20 protein-coding genes are annotated in these 19,029 nt (G+C 55.3%); 11 read left to right on the top strand and 9 right to left on the bottom strand.

Annotated features, from left to right (window positions below; genetic code table 11):
- Positions 1–67: 67 nt before the first annotated feature.
- From WG219_04285 to WG219_04265, 5 genes are read right to left on the bottom strand one after another with little or no spacing between them, the layout of a single operon-like run.
- Positions 68–376 (bottom strand): STAS domain-containing protein, encoded by a 309-nt coding sequence (locus WG219_04285; protein ID WXL26707.1) that lies wholly within the window; start codon positions 374–376, stop codon positions 68–70.
- Positions 373–1,005: an ABC transporter substrate-binding protein gene (locus WG219_04280; protein WXL26706.1), complete on the bottom strand. Its 633-nt coding sequence runs from the start codon at positions 1,003–1,005 to the stop codon at positions 373–375. Before WG219_04280 ends, WG219_04285 begins: the two co-directional genes overlap by 4 nt.
- 10 nt (positions 1,006–1,015) lie before the next feature.
- Entirely contained in the window at positions 1,016–1,489 is a 474-nt protein-coding gene (gene mlaD, locus WG219_04275; protein WXL26705.1) for an outer membrane lipid asymmetry maintenance protein MlaD, read from the bottom strand.
- Complete coding sequence (mlaE, locus tag WG219_04270; protein ID WXL26704.1) at positions 1,489–2,286, bottom strand: lipid asymmetry maintenance ABC transporter permease subunit MlaE; 798 nt, start codon at positions 2,284–2,286, stop codon at positions 1,489–1,491. The genes mlaD and mlaE overlap by 1 nt, the downstream gene beginning before the upstream one ends.
- The gene (locus WG219_04265) at positions 2,279–3,094 is read right to left on the bottom strand and encodes an ABC transporter ATP-binding protein (protein WXL26703.1); all 816 of its coding nucleotides are present in this window, start codon (positions 3,092–3,094) and stop codon (positions 2,279–2,281) included. Before WG219_04265 ends, mlaE begins: the two co-directional genes overlap by 8 nt.
- 246 nt (positions 3,095–3,340) lie before the next feature.
- On the opposite strand from WG219_04265, the gene WG219_04260 reads away from it, so the two are divergent.
- From WG219_04260 to WG219_04215, 10 genes are all read left to right on the top strand, one after another.
- Positions 3,341–4,315, top strand: coding sequence for a KpsF/GutQ family sugar-phosphate isomerase (locus WG219_04260; GenBank protein WXL26702.1), 975 nt, complete (start codon positions 3,341–3,343; stop codon positions 4,313–4,315).
- Complete coding sequence (locus WG219_04255) at positions 4,315–4,839, top strand: HAD family hydrolase (GenBank protein ID WXL26701.1); 525 nt, start codon at positions 4,315–4,317, stop codon at positions 4,837–4,839. Before WG219_04260 ends, WG219_04255 begins: the two co-directional genes overlap by 1 nt.
- Positions 4,840–4,846: 7 nt before the next feature.
- Positions 4,847–5,419 (top strand): LPS export ABC transporter periplasmic protein LptC, encoded by a 573-nt coding sequence (gene lptC, locus WG219_04250; GenBank protein WXL26700.1) that lies wholly within the window; start codon positions 4,847–4,849, stop codon positions 5,417–5,419.
- A complete protein-coding gene (gene lptA / locus WG219_04245) occupies positions 5,406–5,948 on the top strand; it encodes a lipopolysaccharide transport periplasmic protein LptA (protein ID WXL26699.1) in 543 nt (180 codons plus the stop codon). Before lptC ends, lptA begins: the two co-directional genes overlap by 14 nt.
- Positions 5,949–5,950: 2 nt before the next feature.
- Positions 5,951–6,676, top strand: coding sequence for an LPS export ABC transporter ATP-binding protein (gene lptB, locus WG219_04240; GenBank protein ID WXL26698.1), 726 nt, complete (start codon positions 5,951–5,953; stop codon positions 6,674–6,676).
- A gap of 265 nt (positions 6,677–6,941) precedes the next feature.
- Positions 6,942–8,450: an RNA polymerase factor sigma-54 gene (locus WG219_04235; GenBank protein ID WXL26697.1), complete on the top strand. Its 1,509-nt coding sequence runs from the start codon at positions 6,942–6,944 to the stop codon at positions 8,448–8,450.
- Between the two features lie 184 nt (positions 8,451–8,634).
- The gene (gene raiA, locus WG219_04230) at positions 8,635–8,943 is read left to right on the top strand and encodes a ribosome-associated translation inhibitor RaiA (protein ID WXL26696.1); all 309 of its coding nucleotides are present in this window, start codon (positions 8,635–8,637) and stop codon (positions 8,941–8,943) included.
- Between the two features lie 15 nt (positions 8,944–8,958).
- Complete coding sequence (ptsN, locus tag WG219_04225) at positions 8,959–9,432, top strand: PTS IIA-like nitrogen regulatory protein PtsN (protein WXL26695.1); 474 nt, start codon at positions 8,959–8,961, stop codon at positions 9,430–9,432.
- 2 nt (positions 9,433–9,434) lie between these two features.
- Entirely contained in the window at positions 9,435–10,292 is an 858-nt protein-coding gene (gene rapZ, locus WG219_04220; GenBank protein WXL26694.1) for an RNase adapter RapZ, read from the top strand.
- A gap of 12 nt (positions 10,293–10,304) precedes the next feature.
- Positions 10,305–10,577: an HPr family phosphocarrier protein gene (locus WG219_04215; GenBank protein ID WXL26693.1), complete on the top strand. Its 273-nt coding sequence runs from the start codon at positions 10,305–10,307 to the stop codon at positions 10,575–10,577.
- Between the two features lie 69 nt (positions 10,578–10,646).
- Here the strand turns inward: WG219_04215 and pmbA are convergent, their stop codons facing one another.
- On the bottom strand, positions 10,647–11,993 hold the full coding sequence (gene pmbA, locus WG219_04210) for a metalloprotease PmbA (GenBank protein WXL26692.1): 1,347 nt from the start codon (positions 11,991–11,993) through the stop codon (positions 10,647–10,649).
- 102 nt (positions 11,994–12,095) lie between these two features.
- Between pmbA and yjgA the strand changes: the two genes are divergently transcribed.
- Positions 12,096–12,617 carry a ribosome biogenesis factor YjgA gene (gene yjgA, locus WG219_04205; protein ID WXL26691.1) on the top strand — a complete coding sequence of 174 codons (522 nt, stop codon included), beginning with the start codon at positions 12,096–12,098 and terminating at the stop codon, positions 12,615–12,617.
- Positions 12,618–12,856: 239 nt separating this feature from the next.
- Here the strand turns inward: yjgA and tldD are convergent, their stop codons facing one another.
- The 3 genes from tldD to WG219_04190 form a co-directional block, all read right to left on the bottom strand.
- Complete coding sequence (gene tldD / locus WG219_04200) at positions 12,857–14,314, bottom strand: metalloprotease TldD (GenBank protein ID WXL26690.1); 1,458 nt, start codon at positions 14,312–14,314, stop codon at positions 12,857–12,859.
- Positions 14,311–15,165 (bottom strand): carbon-nitrogen hydrolase family protein, encoded by an 855-nt coding sequence (locus tag WG219_04195; protein WXL26689.1) that lies wholly within the window; start codon positions 15,163–15,165, stop codon positions 14,311–14,313. The genes tldD and WG219_04195 overlap by 4 nt, the downstream gene beginning before the upstream one ends.
- A 79-nt stretch (positions 15,166–15,244) precedes the next feature.
- Positions 15,245–19,027 (bottom strand): YhdP family protein, encoded by a 3,783-nt coding sequence (locus WG219_04190; protein ID WXL26688.1) that lies wholly within the window; start codon positions 19,025–19,027, stop codon positions 15,245–15,247.
- Positions 19,028–19,029 lie beyond the last annotated feature (2 nt).

Raw genomic sequence — 19,029 nt, 5'->3', positions numbered from 1 at the left:
ATGATACAAAAAAGCCCTCGACCTGCGAACCCCGCACACACCACCAACCAGCAGGAAAGTGGGGAAATCAGCTTTGTTGCGGCAAAACGTCCAGCAATCCACTAACGCCAGCAATTTCCCGCATATCCTTGGGCAAGCCCCGGACAGTCAGCTGTTTACCGGCAGCACTGGCGTCACGCATGTACGCCAACAGAAGTGAAAGCCCAACACTGCTGGATTTGCTAACCGCGGTGCAGTCGATGACACATTCACTCGCTGCAGTCGCTTTGATGAGGCTACCGCCTTGCTTACGCAGGGCAGGCCCGCTGGAGTAGTCCAAGACGCCTGCCAGCTCGAAAACACCCGCTGTAACCTCGCGGATAGCGGCCTGACTCACGACTTGCCCGCTCCCTGACGCGCCTTGGCAACAGTATCGACCCAGCCATCAATCACTGCATCCAGCTTATTGCCGTTGTTCTGCATGGCCTGGGCGAACTGATCTCTGAAGAGCTTGCCAATGTTGATGCCATTGATGATGACATTGCGCATTTTCCACGTCCCGTCTTGGCTGACCATGGTGTACGACAATGGATAAATCACACCATTGCTGTCCTTAATCTCCATATTGACCGCAGCTCGCTGTGGATCATGCTGGCCACTGGCGGGCAGAACGCGGATGCCCTGATTGTCGTACTCAAGCAATGCGTTGCCGTAGAACTGCATCAGGCTACGCTTGAAATTATCTTGAAAACGCTGCATTTGCTCGGGTGTCGCCTGACGGGAATAGCGAACTGTCATGACGCCGCGGGATATACCATCAACATCAACTACCGGCCCGAGGATACGATCCAAGGCCCCGTAGAACGCACCGGGGTCGGTTCGATAGGTTTCTTTATTTGCTTTCAAGTCAGCCAACAACGTATCAGTAGTTTTCTGAACAATCTCTGTAGCAGTAGGCGCAGCCAGAACAGAGAATGAAAAGGCAGCCAAGCACACAAGCAGGCTGTTGCGCATCATCTTGATCATGTTCATACCCTTATTTACCGCCTTGGTCCTTATTGACCGAGTTCAGCAAAAACTTACCAATCAAATCTTCCAGCACCAGCGAAGACTGGGTGTCATTGATATGACCACCTTCAGTCAGGACTTCTTCGTCACCGCCCACACTGATACCAATATATTTTTCACCCAGCAGTCCCGCGGTAAGAATCGACGCAGTGGAATCCACTGGCAAATTGTTCACAGCCTGATCCAGTTGCATGGTCACACGACCAGTGTAGCTATCACGATCAAGGTCTATAGCCGTGACTTTACCAATGGTTACACCTGCCATCGTCACCTTGGACCGGACAGTAAGACCCGCAATGTTGTCAAAATGTGCATAGACCTTATAGGTATTATCGCTGTTGCCTACGGTCAGACCACTGACACGCAAAGCCAGCAGCAACAGAGCCAACAAACCAGCCAAGAGGAACAAGCCGACACCCACTTCCAGCGCGCGGTTTTGCATCAGAAATCTCCAAACATCAAAGCGGTCAGAATGAAGTCCAGCCCCAAGACGGCAAGGGAGGCATACACCACGGTTTTCGTGGTTGCGCGACTGATTCCTTCCGAGGTTGGCTCACAATCGTAGCCCTGGTACACGGCAATCCAGGTCACAACAAAGGCAAAAACGACGCTCTTAATCACGCCATTGAGCACGTCTTCGCTAAAAGAAACACTGGCCTGCATATTGGCCCAATAAGACCCCTCATAGACGCCAAGCCAGTCTACAGCGACCATTGCGCCGCCCCAGATTCCGACCACACAAAAAATGACGGCTAGCAAGGGCATCGAAATAAACCCCGCCCACAACCGCGGCGCGACAATATATTTCAGCGGATCCACACCGATCATCGACAAACTGGACAGCTGCTCGGTGGATTTCATGTTGCCAATTTCAGCGGTCAAGGCTGACCCAGCACGCCCCGCGAATAACAGCGCGGTAACCACAGGTCCCAACTCACGCAAGAGTGTAAGTGCGACCATTTGGCCTACGGCCTGCTCGGAACCATAGCTAGAAAGGATATTAAAGCCCTGCAACGCCAGCACCATGCCGATAAAAATGCCTGATACAACAATGATTGGCAGCGACAAAACGCCCACAGAATGCAGCTGCTTCACCAACAGCTGAAAACCATTGCCAGCCTGGCTGCGACCAATCAGAGCGTGCAGCAAAAACAACCCGGAACGCCCAAGGGACATCACCACGTCAATTCCGGCACGGCCGAACAGGCGCACCCGTTCAAGCAGGGAAACCTTACGCATCAGCGCCCCCCAGAAGATCGTCACGATAATCAGAAGCAGGAAAATGGAACGGCACCGGACCATCCGGCGATCCCTTCATAAATTGTCGGATACGTGGATTATCTGAATTCATCAGCTCTTCAGGAGTTCCATGACCAAGCACCTGTGCGTCCCCGACCACATAGATGTAGTCGGCGATACTCGCCGTTTCCGCCAGATCATGGGACACCAAGATGCTGGTGATACCCAACGCATCGTTGAGCAGGCGAATGAGGCGCACCAAAACCCCCATTGCAATGGGATCTTGCCCCACAAAAGGCTCGTCATAGATCAGAATCTGAGGATCCAAAGCAATCGCACGTGCCAATGCAACGCGTCGCTTCATACCGCCTGACAGCTCATCCGGGCGCAAATCCACGGCACCACGCAAGCCAACAGCCTGCAACTTCATCAAGACGATATCTCGGATCATTTCCTCAGGCAGCTTCGTGTGGACACGTAAAGGAAATGCAACGTTTTCAAACACGTCCAGATCAGTGAACAGCGCCCCACTCTGGAAAAGGACGCCCATCTGCTTGCGCATGTCAAACAGATCACTGCGGGAAAGCTCGGGCAGGTTAACACCATTGACCCACACCTCTCCCTTATAGGGCATCAACTCTGCGGCAATCAGACGCAGCAACGTCGTTTTGCCGCATCCGGACGGCCCCATGATGCCCACCACTTTGCCGCGGGGAATACAGATATCAATATTCCTGAAAATATCCCGCTCACCGCGCTTGAAGCTCAGTTGCTTCAGCTCAACTGCATATGGGGTCTCGGCGCTCATCTGGACTCCTTGTTCAAAGCCTGCCTGCAATGACGCGCATTACGGTTTAAAGGACACGCTTTACCAGCAGCGAGCCACAAAAAGGCTGCAAACTATACCATTGAGCCCCTATCTCCAACCAATTGAACTTGCCATGTCAAATTGGGATCAATTGATCGGAACATTGAATACCAAAGCGGAAAAGCTGGGCAGTTATCTCATTCCCGTTATAATCCTTCATTTAAGTCAATACGCCATAGAGCCACAATGAAGCACTCAAACGAACTGATCCAGTCCGCCCAGCGCACCATACGCCTTGAAGCAGAAGCCATTCAGGACCTGCTACAGCGTATAAATGGTGATTTCGTGCGCGCCTGTCAGCTGATTCTTGAGTGCAAGGGGCGCGTCGTTGTGGTGGGAATGGGTAAGTCCGGTCACATCGGCAACAAAATTGCTGCAACCCTCGCCAGCACGGGCACGACAGCCTTTTTCGTACACCCGGCCGAAGCCAGCCATGGCGACATGGGTATGATTACACGCGATGATGTTGTACTGGCCCTATCCAACTCAGGCACTACAGCAGAAATCGTTACCCTACTGCCTTTGATCAAACGCCTAGGCATTACCCTGATCAGTATGACAGGCAACCCCGACTCAGCATTGGCACAGGCCGCCGAGGTGAATTTGGATGCCCGTGTTTCTCAGGAAGCCTGCCCCCTGAACTTGGCGCCGACTTCATCCACAACTGTGTCCCTGGTTCTGGGAGATGCTCTGGCAATCGCGCTTCTCGAAGCGCGCGGCTTTACCGCAGAGGACTTTGCCTTCTCCCACCCTGGTGGTGCCTTAGGCCGCCGCTTGTTACTAAAAGTCGAAAACGTCATGCATGGCGGCGACGACCTGCCCAACATCAAACGGGGTACATCACTGCGCGACGCCCTGCTTGAAATGACCCAAAAGGGCTTGGGTATGACGGTGGTGACTGAAAATGATGGCCGCATGGCAGGAGTCTTCACCGATGGAGACCTACGCCGAGCCTTGGACCGAAACATAGATGTTCGCCAGGCAATTATCGACGATGTTATGACCTCTGGTGGAAAAGTAGCACGCCCAGAAATGCTCGCAGCCGAGGCCCTGAAGATCATGGAAGACAACAAGATCAGCTCGCTGGTGGTCATCGATGAACAAAACCACCCGGTAGGCGCCTTCAACCTTGGCGATCTACTGCGCGCCGGAGTGATGTAATGCACGACAACCTTCTGCAACGTGGCAAAGAAATCAAGCTCGCCGTATTTGATGTGGACGGTGTGCTAACCGATGGAAAGCTCTACTTTTTGGTTGACGGCAGCGAGTTCAAAACCTTTAACACCCTTGACGGCCACGGCATCAAGATGTTGATCAAGTCTGGCGTACGTACCGCCATTATTACTGGTCGCACTACAGCTGTCGTCGAACGACGCGCCAAGAACCTTGGCATCCAGCACCTTTACCAAGGCCGCGAAGACAAACTGGTAGTACTGGATGAACTCCTGAGCGAACTAGGCTTGGACTATTCTCAGGTCGCTTATTTGGGTGACGATTTACCTGATCTGCCTGCTATCCGCCGTGTTGGACTCGGCATGGCTGTTGCAAACGCCGACGCATTCGTACGGGAACACGCCCACGGGATCACCCAAGCCCGAGGTGGAGAAGGTGCAGCCCGTGAGTTCTGTGAATTAATCATGCGCGCCCAAGGCACACTCGAAGCTGCTCAAGCTGCTTACCTATAGGCCAATCATGCCCAGCAAAGCCATCAATTATGCACTGTTAGCCATTGGCGTTCTTCTGGTGGGCGCGCTCGGCTATTGGAAGAACCTACGCCCAGACGCATCCACAAATCCAGCACAACCGGATGCTGCGAAACAGACAATCGACTTTTACGCCAACAACACATACACCATTGAGTTTCAGGAAGATGGCACACTCGACTATGAACTGCTTGCTGACAAGGTCGAGCATGTCAAAGCGACCGACATCACCCTGGTGACCAACCCCAAGATGGACTTGTTTCGCGGGGAAGAGCAGCCCTGGAAGATTCAGAGCACTCGCAGCGAAGTCTCTCCGGGCGGAAAAGAAATTGAGCTCATCGATAACGTGCGCATTGAGCGCACCGATGAAAAAAATCGCACAACCATCCTAACCACCACTCGCCTGACCGTGTTCCCTGATAAGGAATTTGCGCAGACCGCCCAACCCGTTAAAATCGACGCGGCCGATGGGGTAACTACAGCTGTAGGGATGAAAGCATACTTGAACGACAGCCGGATGCACCTGCTGTCCAATGTAAGAGGTCAGTATGAGGCTCGTTAACACACTCTCCGCAATCCTAAGCCTCGGTGCCGCATTTAACTGCGCGACAGCACTGGCTCTGCCATCCGACAGCGAACAACCCATTCGCATCCAGGCAGACAGCGGGGAACTGGATGACAAAAAAGGCGTTGCGGTCTACCGCGGCGACGTAATCATTACCCAGGGCAGCATGAAAGTTACAGGCGACACTGTGACGGTTACCCGCAACGCCCAAGGCGAAGTTGAAGTATTCACCTCAGTAGGTAAGCCTGCTTATTACGAGCAAAAGCCCTCTGCTGATAAACAAATTGTTAAAGCCTATGGCCTGACCATCCAGTATTTCATGAGCAACGACAGGGTCGTCCTGATCGACCAGGCCAAAGTTGTGCAAGAAGGCAACACCTTCGAAGGCGAGAAAATCGTTTACGACACTAAACGCCAGATCGTTAACGCAGGCCGAGCAACAGGCACTAATGTCAGTGCACCTCGCCCCCGTATCGACATGGTTATACAGCCGAAGAATAAACCAGCCGGACAGCAGGCCCAGTAATCATGGCAACTTTGAAAGCTCAACATCTGGCTAAGAGCTACAAAAGTCGCCAGGTTGTACGTGACGTTAGCCTGAACATTGAGAGCGGTCAGATCGTTGGATTGCTTGGCCCTAACGGAGCCGGCAAAACCACTTGCTTCTACATGATCGTTGGCTTGGTTCAGGCAGATCAGGGCCGAGTCATGATTGACGACCTTGATGTGAGCTTTCAGCCCATGCATGGCCGCGCCCGCGCGGGCATCGGCTACCTGCCGCAGGAAGCCTCAATCTTCCGCAAGCTAAGCGTATCCGACAACATCATGGCGATCTTGGAAACCCGCAAAGACCTGAATGCTGCAGGCCGACGCGAGGCACTTGAGGCTTTGCTGCAGGAATTCCATATCACCCACATTCGCGACAACCTCGGCATGAGCTTGTCTGGTGGTGAGCGCCGCCGCGTGGAAATCGCCCGTGCGTTGGCAACCAACCCGAAATTTATCCTGCTTGATGAACCCTTTGCCGGTGTAGACCCCATTTCGGTTGGTGATATCAAACAGATCATCCACCACCTGAAATCCAAAGGCATCGGCGTGCTGATCACTGATCACAACGTTCGAGAGACCTTGGACATCTGTGAGACAGCCTACATTGTCAGCGATGGCCAACTGATCGCCGAAGGTGATGCCGAGACAATTCTGGCCAACCAGACCGTGAAAGAAGTCTATCTGGGCCACGAGTTCCGCCTCTGACATCAATGCAACTGCACAGCTGTCGCTAATGGTCAACACTCCAAAACAACGTACCATTTAGATCCCAAATGCGTATTTGAGTTGAACTGAAACGCACCACGACAGCCTGTGTAGCTTTTAGATACACCCTTCCCACCTTTTCACCGGCCAGCCCTTCCCGTATTGGTTAAACCCCTTATAATCGGGCATATAATTTGCTTCCACGTGGCACTTTGACGGTGCCCGCGAATGGATAGTACACAGACGCCGGTAAATAAGGTCTGCAATGAAACCATCGCTAGTCCTGAAGATGGGCCAGCAGCTGACGATGACACCTCAGCTGCAGCAAGCCATCCGCCTCTTACAACTGTCTACCCTCGACCTCCAGCAGGAGATTCAAGAGGCTCTTGAATCCAACCCGATGCTTGAGCGTCAGGAAGAAGGCGACGACTTCGACACCTCGGACCCTATGGCCGACGGCGCAGAGAGCGCTTCCTCTGACGAGCAGAAAGACGCCTCTTTTCAGGAATCCACCTATCAGGAGCCGACCCAGAACATCGACAACCTAGAGGATGGCGAGTGGAACGAGCGCATTCCTAATGAGCTTCCGGTGGACACCGCCTGGGAAGATATTTATCAGACCAGCGCCAGCAGCCTACCAAGCAATGACGACGACGAGTGGGACTTCACAACACGCACCTCTTCGGGTGAAAGCCTGCAGAGCCACCTGCTGTGGCAACTCAATCTGGCGCCGATGTCTGACAAGGATCGCCTGATTGCCGTAACGCTGATTGATTGCATCAATGATCAAGGCTATCTCGAAGAATCCCTCGAGGAAGTACTTGAGTCTTTTGATCCAGAGCTAGACGTAGAACTGGACGAGATAGAAGCCGTTCTGCACCGCATTCAGCAGTTCGAACCGTCTGGGATTGCCGCACGCGACCTGAGCGAATGCCTGCTACTGCAACTGCGCCAGCTCCCCCCCCATACACCCTGGCTGGACGAAGCTAAGCGCCTGGCCACTGACTTCCTCGATCTGCTCGGTAACCGCGACTACAACCAGCTCATGCGCCGCATGAAACTCAAGGAAGATGAGCTGCGCCCGGTCATCGAACTGATCCAGAGTCTCAACCCCCGCCCTGGCTCGCAAATTGAGTCCAGTGAACCCGAGTACATTGTGCCTGACGTCATCGTGCGCAAGCACAACGACCGCTGGCTGGTAGAGCTCAATCAAGACGCCATGCCACGCCTTCGCGTCAACGCGCAATATGCCAGTTTCGTTAAGCGCGCCGATTCCAGTGCCGACAACACGTTTATGCGTAATCAGCTGCAAGAGGCGCGCTGGTTCATCAAGAGCCTGCAAAGCCGCAACGAAACGCTGATGAAGGTCGCGACTCAGATTGTCGAGCACCAGCGTGGCTTCCTCGACTATGGCGACGAAGCTATGAAGCCTCTGGTACTGCACGATATTGCTGAAGCAGTAGGTATGCACGAGTCCACCATTTCTCGTGTGACCACCCAGAAATACATGCACACCCCACGAGGTATATACGAGCTCAAATATTTCTTCTCCAGCCATGTCAGCACCTCAGAAGGTGGCGAATGCTCATCCACAGCGATTCGCGCCATCATTAAAAAACTGGTAGCGGCAGAGAGCGCTAAGAAACCATTGAGCGACAGCAAGATCGCTGGTCTACTGGAGGAGCAAGGTATTCAGGTTGCCCGGCGTACCGTAGCCAAATATCGGGAATCACTCGGCATTGCCCCATCCAGTGAACGCAAGCGGCTGATCTGAGACCAACAAAGGACAAGCAGCACACTAATTAACAAATTACAGACTTGCCCCTCTGCCAAATCAGCCATACTGATTTGAAGCAAACTGCGAGTCTGTCAGACCCTGTAAATCAGTGACTTCAGCAAAGTGTTTCGCTGGCAGGCGTATCGCCTGCCTCCAATCACGGCAATAAGGAGAAAGTGGTATGCAAGTCAACATCAGTGGGCATCAACTGGTTGTGACCGACGCTTTACGCGACTACATCACCGAGAAACTCGGACGATTGGAGCGCCACTTCGACAAGATCACCAATGTTCAGGTCATCTTGGAAGTCGAAAAACTGAAACAGAAAATTGAAGCCACGCTGCATATCGCAGGTGGTGAGGTGGTCGCCAATGCCGAGCATGAAGACATGTACGCGGCCATTGATTTGCTGACCGATAAACTCGATCGACAACTCATCAAATACAAGGAAAAACAGCTCGATCGCCAGCAGGGCGTAACCGCCCGTTGAGATCGACTTACTCCTATGATCCAGCTTGAATCCATCCTGACCCCCGGCCGTTCCTTGGTGAACGTGCCGGGAGGCAGCAAAAAACGTGTACTTGAACAGATCGCCAACCTGATTGCTCGGGATCTACCCGATATTGACGGTCAGGACATCTACGAAAGCCTTATTGCCCGTGAAAAGCTCGGATCCACAGGCTTTGGTAACGGCATTGCCATCCCTCATTGCCGCTTGCCGGGCTGCACCACACCGATCTGTGCGTTATTGCATCTCGACGCCGCCGTGGACTTCGACTCAATTGACGGCGCCCCCGTCGATCTATTGTTCGTTCTGCTGGTACCTGAAGCCGCTACCGATGCACACTTGGAACTGCTTCGCCAAATAGCCAGCATGCTCGACCGCAGCGATGTTCGCGCCAACCTGCGCCAGGCTGACTCCAGTGAAGCCCTCTATCAGGCTGTAGTCGACGCCCAGAACCAGATCAACAAGGGTTAAGCATGCGCTTGATCATCGTCAGCGGCCGCTCCGGGTCGGGAAAAAGTACAGCCCTTGATGCCCTTGAGGACAATGGCTTTTACTGCATCGACAACTTGCCAGCCGGCTTGCTGCCAAGCCTAAACGAACTGGCATTGATGCACACCGAGCTGCTGCACCCGCTGGTCGCTGTGTCGATTGATGCGCGAAACCTACCCAGCCATCTACAACGTTTCCCTGATTTGCTTGCAGAGGTTCGCGCCCGGCATATCCGTTGTGATGTGATTTATCTGGACGCTGACGATGACACCTTGCTCAAGCGCTTCTCGGAAACCCGCCGGCGCCACCCGCTGACCAGCGACACCCGCTCACTGGCCGAGGCTATCCGCGACGAGCGCGTATTGCTCAGTCCTATTGTCGATCTGGCCGACCTGACCATCGACACCACCAACCTCAACCTTTACCAGTTGCGTGACACCCTCAAGTTGCGCCTGCTTGACCAGCCGGAACCCGGTACAGCTTTCCTGTTTGAATCCTTTGGCTTCAAACGGGGGATGCCAGTAGATGCGGATGTCGTCTTTGATGTGCGCTGTTTGCCAAACCCGTACTGGAAGCCTGATCTGCGTGGATTCTCCGGACTCGATCAGCCAGTAGCCGAATACCTGGCAGCCCAGCCAGATGTTGAAGAAATGTACCAAGACCTACTCGCCTACCTGAGCAAGTGGTTACCCCGCTTCGCTGCCAGCAACCGTGCTTATGTCACCGTGGCGATAGGCTGTACTGGCGGTCATCACCGCTCCGTCTACCTGGCCAACCGCTTAGGCGAAACGCTCAAACCGATTCTGAAAAACGTTCAGATCCGCCACCGTGATCTCCCTTAAGGAACTACCGCGATGCCATCCTGCGAAATCACCATCATCAACAAACTCGGCCTGCATGCCCGTGCGGCCGCTAAGTTTGTAGGCGTTGCAGGACGCTATCCGTGCCAAGTCAAGATTGGCCGCTCCGCGGAAAGTCTGGTCGACGGCAAGAGCATCATGGGCGTCATGATGCTGGCCGCCGGTAAAGGCACCACTTTGCATCTGCTCACAGAAGGGGCGCAGGAGCAGGAAGCCCTCCAAGCCATCTGTGATCTGGTTAATAACTATTTCGATGAGGGCGAATAACTCGCCTTCCTGCGGCCAATAAAAAGGGGCTGATTACCAAGGTAATCAGCCCCTTTTGCGTTCTAGTGGTTAGCTACCTGCGACCGTCATTCGCTCAATCAAAACCGAACCGGTTCGCACATTGCCGCGCAGTTCCAAATCACTGCCTACGGCCACTATCTGACGGAACATGTCGCGCATGTTTCCTGCGATGGTGACCTCTTGTACAGGGAACTGTATTTCACCATTCTCGACCCAGTACCCCGCCGCTCCACGGGAATAATCCCCAGTGACCATGTTCAGGCCATGGCCCATTAGTTCAGTAACCAACAGCCCGCGCCCCATGCGTTTGATCAGCGCCTGCTGATCCTCATCACCATGGCTCACGAACAGGTTATGTACACCACCTGAGTTGGCTGTACTCGGCATACCTAACTTGCGGCCAGAGTAGGTGCCAAGCACATAAGAGCGCAGCTCACCTTGCTCAACGAATGCCTTAGCGTAAGTCGCTAAGCCATCACCGTCGAACGAAGCACTGGCCATGGCACGGGGAATATGTGGACGCTCATCAATCGTCATCCACTCTGGGAACAGCTGTTGCCCAAGAGCCCCCTCAAGGAAGGATGATTTGCGGTACAAATTACCGCCGGAAATAGCACTGATAAGGCTACCGAACAGTCCAGTCGCCAGCTCCGCTGCAAACAATACCGGGACTTCGCAGGTTGGCACCGGGCGAGCGCCTAAGCGACTGGCCGCACGTTGGGCGGCACGCTGACCGATACTGACCGGGTCAGCCAGCAACTGGCCCTGACGACTTACGTCATACCAGTAATCACGCTGCATCTGCCCCTCACCTTCGGCAATCATCACGCAGCTCAGGCTGTGCCGGGTGCTGGCGTAGCCGCCGATAAAGCCGTGGCTGTTACCATAAACGCGACAGCCTTCATGGGTGTTCAACGTGGTGCCATCGGCATTAGTAATGCGCTTATCCGCCGCAAAAGCTGCAGCCTCACAACTCAACGCCAGTTCAATGGCCCTCTCCGGGGTGATGTCCCAGCGGTGATACAGATCGAGATCCGGAAACTCTGTTGCCATCAGGGCAGGGTCCGCCAGCCCTGAGCAATCATCCTCAGATGCATGCTTAGCAATCGCCAGTGCGGCTGCAACAGTTTCACGGATGGCCGCTTCACCAGTAGCCGACGTACTGGCTGAGCCTTTGCGCTGACCAACGTATAGGGTGATGCCAAAACCTTGATCGCGATTGAACTCCACCGTCTCCACGTCGCCCTGACGCACCGATGTGGACAAGCCCTGCCCCGCCGAAACAGCCACTTCGCAAGCCGTTGCGCCCTGTTTTTTTGCTTCGGCAAGAATCTGCTCGACCTGGGCCTGCAATTGCGGCACGGCTTGTGGGCCGACGCTATCTACTGCACTCATAAACACTCCTGACTTATAGCGGCCAAGCGCGGCACAAAGGCCAGACACTTGCAGCTGGTAACTTGCTGCTATCATGTCGGCGTTATCCACTGGAACACCGACATGTCTGAATATTTCGACGACGACTTCTCCGGCGAGAAAAGCAAAAGCCAGATCAAGCGCGAACTGCATGCGCTACAGGAGCTGGGCCAGCGTCTCACAACGGTCAAACCGGACCTGCTCAACAAAATGCCTCTGACCGACGAGCTGCGTCGTGCGCTCGCCGAGGCCCCGAAACACACCGCTAACGCTGCCAAAAAACGTCATATCCAGTTTATTGGCCGCTTGATGCGTGATCAGGATGCCGAAGCCATCCTCAACATTCTCGATCAGGTTGATGCCTCAACCCGTCAGTACAACGAGCGTTTCCACAACCTGGAACGCTGGCGTGACCGTCTGATCGCGGGCAATGACGAAACGCTTGAAGCCTTCGTCAACGATTACCCCGAAACCGACCGCCAACACCTGCGCGGCCTGATCCGCCACGCCCAACACGAACTTGCCCACAACAAAACGCCAACCGCTGCGCGCAAGATCTTCAAATACATCCGCGACCTGGATGAAACTCAGCGCGGCTTACGTTGATTTGCTCACCATGGGAGATCGCAATGATCTACCCATGGTAAAGCCACCACACAAACCCACCGAGCAGCAGCGCTAGCAATTCAATCACGCCCAACGCCACTAACCATCGCTCACTGCGTACCGTTCTTGTTGGGCGAAAAGTGCCCAATGTCACGGCGATCACGGACCAGCGTCCCAAGTGATAACAACACCGTTCGATAACGACCTCAAACAGCACACTCAGGACGTAATCCAAGCACTTAAGCTCCAGTTCCACCGACGGTGATGGCATCAATCTTCAACGTCGGCTGACCAACGCCCACCGGCACCGACTGGCCATCCTTACCGCAGGTGCCGACGCCGCTGTCCAGCGCCAGGTCAGTGCCGACCATAGACACCTTGCTCATGGCTTCCGGGCCATTACCGATCAGGGTTGCGCCTTTGACCGGCGCGGTAATTTTGCCGTCTTCGATCAGATAGGCCTCGCTGGTGGAGAACACAAACTTGCCGCTGGTGATATCCACCTGACCGCCACCGAGGTTGGCGCAGTAGATGCCCTTTTTCACCGAGCGGATGATTTCTTCCGGATCGCTTTCGCCTGCCAACATGTAGGTGTTAGTCATGCGAGGCATCGGCAGATGCGCGTAGGACTCGCGGCGACCGTTGCCAGTAGCGGCAACACCCATCAGGCGGGCATTAAGCTTGTCCTGCATATAGCCTTTGAGCACGCCGTTCTCGATCAGTGTGGTGCACTGGGTCTGGGTGCCTTCATCATCCATGCACAATGAACCGCGGCGGGATGCGAGAGTGCCGTCATCAACAATGGTGCACAGGCTCGAAGCCACTTGCTCACCCACACGACCGCTATAGGCCGAACTGCCCTTGCGGTTGAAATCGCCCTCAAGGCCATGGCCAACCGCTTCATGCAGCAGCACTCCAGACCAGCCTGCGCCCATCACCACCGGCATGGTGCCTGCCGGGGCCGCGATAGCCTCCAGATTCACCAGAGCCTGGCGCAGCGCCTCGCGGGCATAGCCCATGGCGCGCTCTTCGTTGTTCGCTGTCTTTTCCAGGAAATAGCGGTAATCGGTACGCCCGCCACCGCCATGCCCGCCACGCTCACGGCGGCCGTTCTGCTCGACGATGACACTGACGTTGAAGCGCACCAGCGGGCGCACATCAGCCCCCAGCGTGCCGTCATTGGCCGCAACCAGTATGCGCTCCCAGACACCGGCAAGGCTTACCGTGACCTGCTTGATCCGTGAATCAAGCGTCCGTGTGGCGACGTCGATGCGTTTGAGCAACTCAACTTTTTCTGCCCGACTCAATACATCCAGCGGGTTATCTTCACTGTACAGGGGAGCATGAACACCCGCAGAAAACGCCTGCACGCGCCCTTCCTGTCCCGAGCGGGCAATCGAACGGGCCGCACGTGCAGCCTGTGTCAGCGCATCGGCGGTGATCGCATTGCTGTAGGCAAAGCCTGTCTTCTCACCGGATTGCGCACGCACACCAACGCCCTGATCAAGGTTGAAACTCCCCTCTTTGACGATGCCGTCTTCCAACACCCAGGTCTCAGAGACCTGACTTTGGAAGTACAAGTCAGCCGCATCAATACCGGGGCCAGCTAATTCGCTCAGCACACCGGGTAAGTGTTCAACGCTCAAACCGCCCGGGTTGAGCAGGTGCTCACTCACGGACACCAACATAGTGCTCATAATTTCTCCAAAGCTGGCAGCCGAGGCTCGGCTGCTGCAAAAAATCGTTTGTGCTGGGCCACGGGCATCCGCTGGCGAATTGAGGCTTGCTCAGAAGCATCACGCTTGCTAACCAGTACACCAGGGCCTGCAGGCAGCTCAGCCTGCACACGGCCCCATGGGTCTATCAGCGCGGAATGACCGAAGGTCTGGCGCCCACCCGGATGGCTTCCACCCTGCCCACAAGCCAACACATAGCATTGGGTTTCAATGGCCCGCGCACGAGTCAGCACCTGCCAATGGGCCTCACCTGTCACTGCTGTAAAGGCTGCGGGAATACTGATCAGTTCTGCTCCTGCAGCCCGCAGGTTGCCGTACAACTCAGGGAAGCGCAGGTCATAACACACGGTCATTCCCAAACGCCCCACCGGCGTATCAGCCACCACCACCTGTGCACCAAATGCGTAATCATCCGACTCACGGTAACGACCGTGACTGTCACTCACATCAACATCGAACAGGTGCAGCTTGTCGTAGCGGGCAGCCCTCTGCCCCTGATTATCGATCAATAATGAGCAGGCATGTGCTTTGGCGTCTGGCTGGCCATCGGGCGGTAGCGGGATCGTTCCTGCGACGATCCATAATCCCAGGTCACGTGCAGTCTGCTGCAACCACGGTAGTATTGGCCCCTCACCTACGGCCTCAGCCCGCCCCAAAGCCGCCAGATCACGCCGCCCCATGGCCGCAAAGTTTTCTGGCAGCACAGCCAGTTGCGCCCCCTGCTCGGCAGCATCACTCAACAGGCGCCGAGCCTCGGCCAGATTGGCGAGGACATCATCCTGGCTAACCATTTGAATCACGGCAAAGCTCATGGCAATTCAATCTCTTTGGAAGGCAGACACCAGCTTACCCGGCAGACTGCAAGACTGCACGGGTCTGATGAATTGAGGCTTAACGGGGCTTTTCGAAAGGCTTGTCAAAGGTAATCTGCGGATCCTGCCAAGGGCCTTTAACGTCGTACTGCACACTGGCAAAACGGGCAACGTGATCACCCAATAGCTTGTCTACCACGAACAACGCCCCGCCAATGGCCGGAGCCCCAACAATCAAGGCGGCCAGTGGCAAGTTGTTACTAACCGGTAGCGTCACGAGCAGTTTGGCATCGATACGGTCACTGACCATGTCCAGTGTGCCATCCAGCTCCAAGTTACTCGATGGTCCCTCCAGGGTTATCGGCCTGCGAGTGACATACACCCCATTGCTCGCCGCCAGCACACCCTTAAAGCGGTCATAGCTCAGCCCCTTATCCAGCAAGTCGGAGAAGTCTAGGCGCAAACGGCGACCGATAGAGTTGAAGTTCAACAGACCGAACACCCGCAAGGCAGATGCCGTGCCGTCCACCTCAGAAAACTGTCCCTTGCGCAGGGACGCATCGAGGCTGCCACTGAAGCGCTTGAGGCTGAACCAGGCTGGAGAGCCCGGCCAATTACCATCCACATCAAGGCGGAAAGATTCACTGGTTGCGGTCGGGGCAAATCCCCAATTTCTGAGCACCTGCGCCAAGTCCCTGCCACCTAGCCGACCTTTATAGAGCGTGCGAACACCTTGCGGGCCATGCTCCCAGGTAGACTCACCAGCGATTTTAAGCCCCTTTAGATTCAGGTCCAGCTCGGAAAAACGCACTCCGGCGGTGCTTGGTCTGGCCTTGAGCTTCCACCCCCCAAGCGCCTCGTCCCCAAGAAAAACTGCATCAACTTTCACATCCAGCGCCGGGACGCTTCTCGGGTCGATACTGGCCAGCGTGTCTGGCGAATCAACGTCCTCTGTGCTGTCATTCCCGGTTTTGCGAGGCGGGAGGCGCAAGTAATTGAAATTGAGCGCGATTGGCGCACCGCTTTGGTCGGGCAACGAGACTTGTCCGCTGACTTGCTTACTGTCCACACTCACACGCCAGCTTGAACTGACACGGCTGAGTCCTACCTCGGCATCATTAACACTTACACCAAACCCCTCGAATCGCCCCAAACGCACCTGAGCATCCCTGAACAACTGCAGAGACTGAGTGCCTGATGATTTGGCATAAGGTTTGATCGCCTCCTGCCACTTCGACCAGTTCAGCTCAGCCAATCGACCACGCACCTGCAGCCCCCTCGCAGCCGGTAGACGTGCAGGCCCGTCAGCAAGGCGCAACTCGCCACGTCCCTGATTGAACTGTCCAGGGCTGGCCGCAAATGAAAGGCTCGCCAATGCCGCGTAATCAAACCAGTAACGACGCTCCGCTCCGCCAAGCGTCATGCGCCATACCGACGGCCGCTCCTCTTCTGCCAGCTTGCCAAAAGGTGCTGGCAGGTCGATTTTCAGCCCCTTGAGGGAGGAACTGACCCGAAGCTGACTATCCGGCCCCTCCAACGTCAGATTCACGAAATAAGGTATACGCCCGCTCAACGGCAAGGGTTGGTCCACACCTAACCAACCAGTCAAGGTTTCCAGACCAATCTGGCCAGTGGCTTCAATCCGACTGCGCGCCTTACCGCCTCTACCTTCGGCAAAGGCTTTGGCACGAACAGAGTGACCCAATACTTGGGCACGGATGTCGGGGGCGCTCAAACCGCTACGCGTGTCATAACGGAATGCCCCCTTGAGATGACTGAACTGCAAAGCCGGTGTTGGCATGCTGAGCTCGGCGTCATCGGCTGCAAAATCAACCACAACGACGGGAGCCTCACCCTTGCGCAGCGGTATGTTCAAGTCCAGCTTGCCATCCAGATCGCCTTTACCCTCCCAGCCGTCAAAGACAGACTGGGTGCCGATTGGGGCCTCCTGCAAAATTTTCAGTGCATCTGGGAGACTACTATTCAGGCTGCCTTCAACCAGTAAATGCGGGCTCTCCCCTGGTTTTACTGCAGGGACAAGCGCAGTGGCGTTAGTCACTTGGCTATCCAATATACAGCCAGAGTCCAACGCCACCCGGACGCCAGAGTCTTCGACAAACACCGTGCCGCGACCTTCCTGCAAAGAAGGCCAGCCTGGCTGGAATGCAAGCTCGGCGTCATGCACTGCAAAAAACAGGCTAATGCTGCGAGCTTCTGGCGCTGCGCCTTTATTCAGCGATCCCTGATACTGGAAGAAGCCTTCATCAACCGCTCCACCGCGTATTGCCGTTTTCAACCACTGATCCAGCGGTTTACTCAGCCCGGGGGACAAGCTCGGCAAGTACTTTTCAGTAAAGCGTGCATCGCCGTTACGCAGGCCTACACGCAAGTCCATGTAATCCTCAAGCGCCGGGTCCTTGCGCAGGCGGATCAAGAAATCCCCCGCAACTGGTCCCTCCTCACCTACCACCTGTAAATACGGTGCACGCAGAGTGAAGGCATCCGCATCGAGCTGCCATTTCAACAAGGCTTTCGCTGTCTGGTAATGCCATGGCTTAGGAAAGAGGGTATTCAGGTGCAGTGCAAAGTCCTGCGTGTCGACACGCAGCTCGCCCTGCCCCAGATCACCGCTGATACTACCGCTGACATTCTCAGCACCCGGCACACCTTGGGAAGGCGAAATGCTCACTCGTCGGAGGTTAGCAGCAAAGTTGAAACGCTCAGGCCCATCAGCCCCCGGACGGAACTGGAGCTGTATATTGCGCAACTCACCACGAGGGGCGAGTTGCTCTACACGCAGCATCTGTTCGTCCGGCACAGGTGCAAGAGCAGTCACCAACGGCAGCAGCGGCCCAAGGTCAAACCGGTCAATACCGATCTTCCAGTGCTCGCCGTCTTCGGCCGTGGCCAGTTGCCGAGTGACAGTGATATCAGTGTCGCCCCAGCGTACATCGCCATTGTTGAATGCAAGGTTATCCAGCAGGAGGCGGCTACCCTGCTTGCTCAAGTCGTAATAGGCATTGAGCGAAACACCATCGAGGCTGACGGGCTTACGATCCGCATAAGCCGCCTTTATGTCTTGCCCATGCAGGTGAGTTACAGCACGACTCACCGCCCCCTTGTCGACTGCTGCCCAGACCTCCCCCCCCAGCTGCAAATGCTCCACTCGCCACTTACCCAGCAAGGTTTTAGGCAGCCAAGCAGCCCAATCACTTTGCGGCAAGGTCAAATAAACATCCGCGCGCGAGTCCAGCAAACTATCGACATTTATCGACGTTGCCAGTTTGAGTGCGACTGGCTGGCCGTCAGGCAGTCGCAGGCGGCCTTCCAAGCTCTGCTTCCTGGCGCCATTGTTAAAACTAAGATTGGCGTAACTCAGTGTCACAGGGTCTTGCCCGTGCATGAGCACCGTCACTTGGCTGTTAGTCAGGGTAATGCGCTTGATCATTTGCATCTGCCCGAACAATTTAGGCAGATCTAACGGAGCGTGATCTTTACGCTCAGGCAGGCCCTTAACTGCCCAGCCACCCTCAGGACTCTGCTCCACGACAAGATTGAGTCCATCAAACTCAATCCGAGCCACCTGGGGCTTAAGCGCCAGCAGACTGCCGACAACATCAGGGACGATTTTGATGTGATCCAGATGGATAGACTGTTCGCCCTCACCGACTTGAACACCATTTGCGCTCAGAATCGGCGACAGGCCTTTCCAGCCACCCTCTAGGGATGTAATTCGCAGGGGCATTCCCAGCGCCTGCTGGGCGCGGCTCTCGGCATCAAACCGATACTCGGCCACCAACGGCATCAGCTCGCGCCCCAAACTCACATACAGGGCGGCCAAAACCAGCAATGCAACGCTCATCC

The sequence above is a fragment of the Pseudomonas mendocina genome (assembly GCA_037482215.1).
Lineage (GTDB): Bacteria > Pseudomonadota > Gammaproteobacteria > Pseudomonadales > Pseudomonadaceae > Aquipseudomonas > Aquipseudomonas mendocina_E.
Note: the sequence above shows the minus strand (reverse complement) of the source record. Positions and strands in the feature narration are given on the sequence as shown.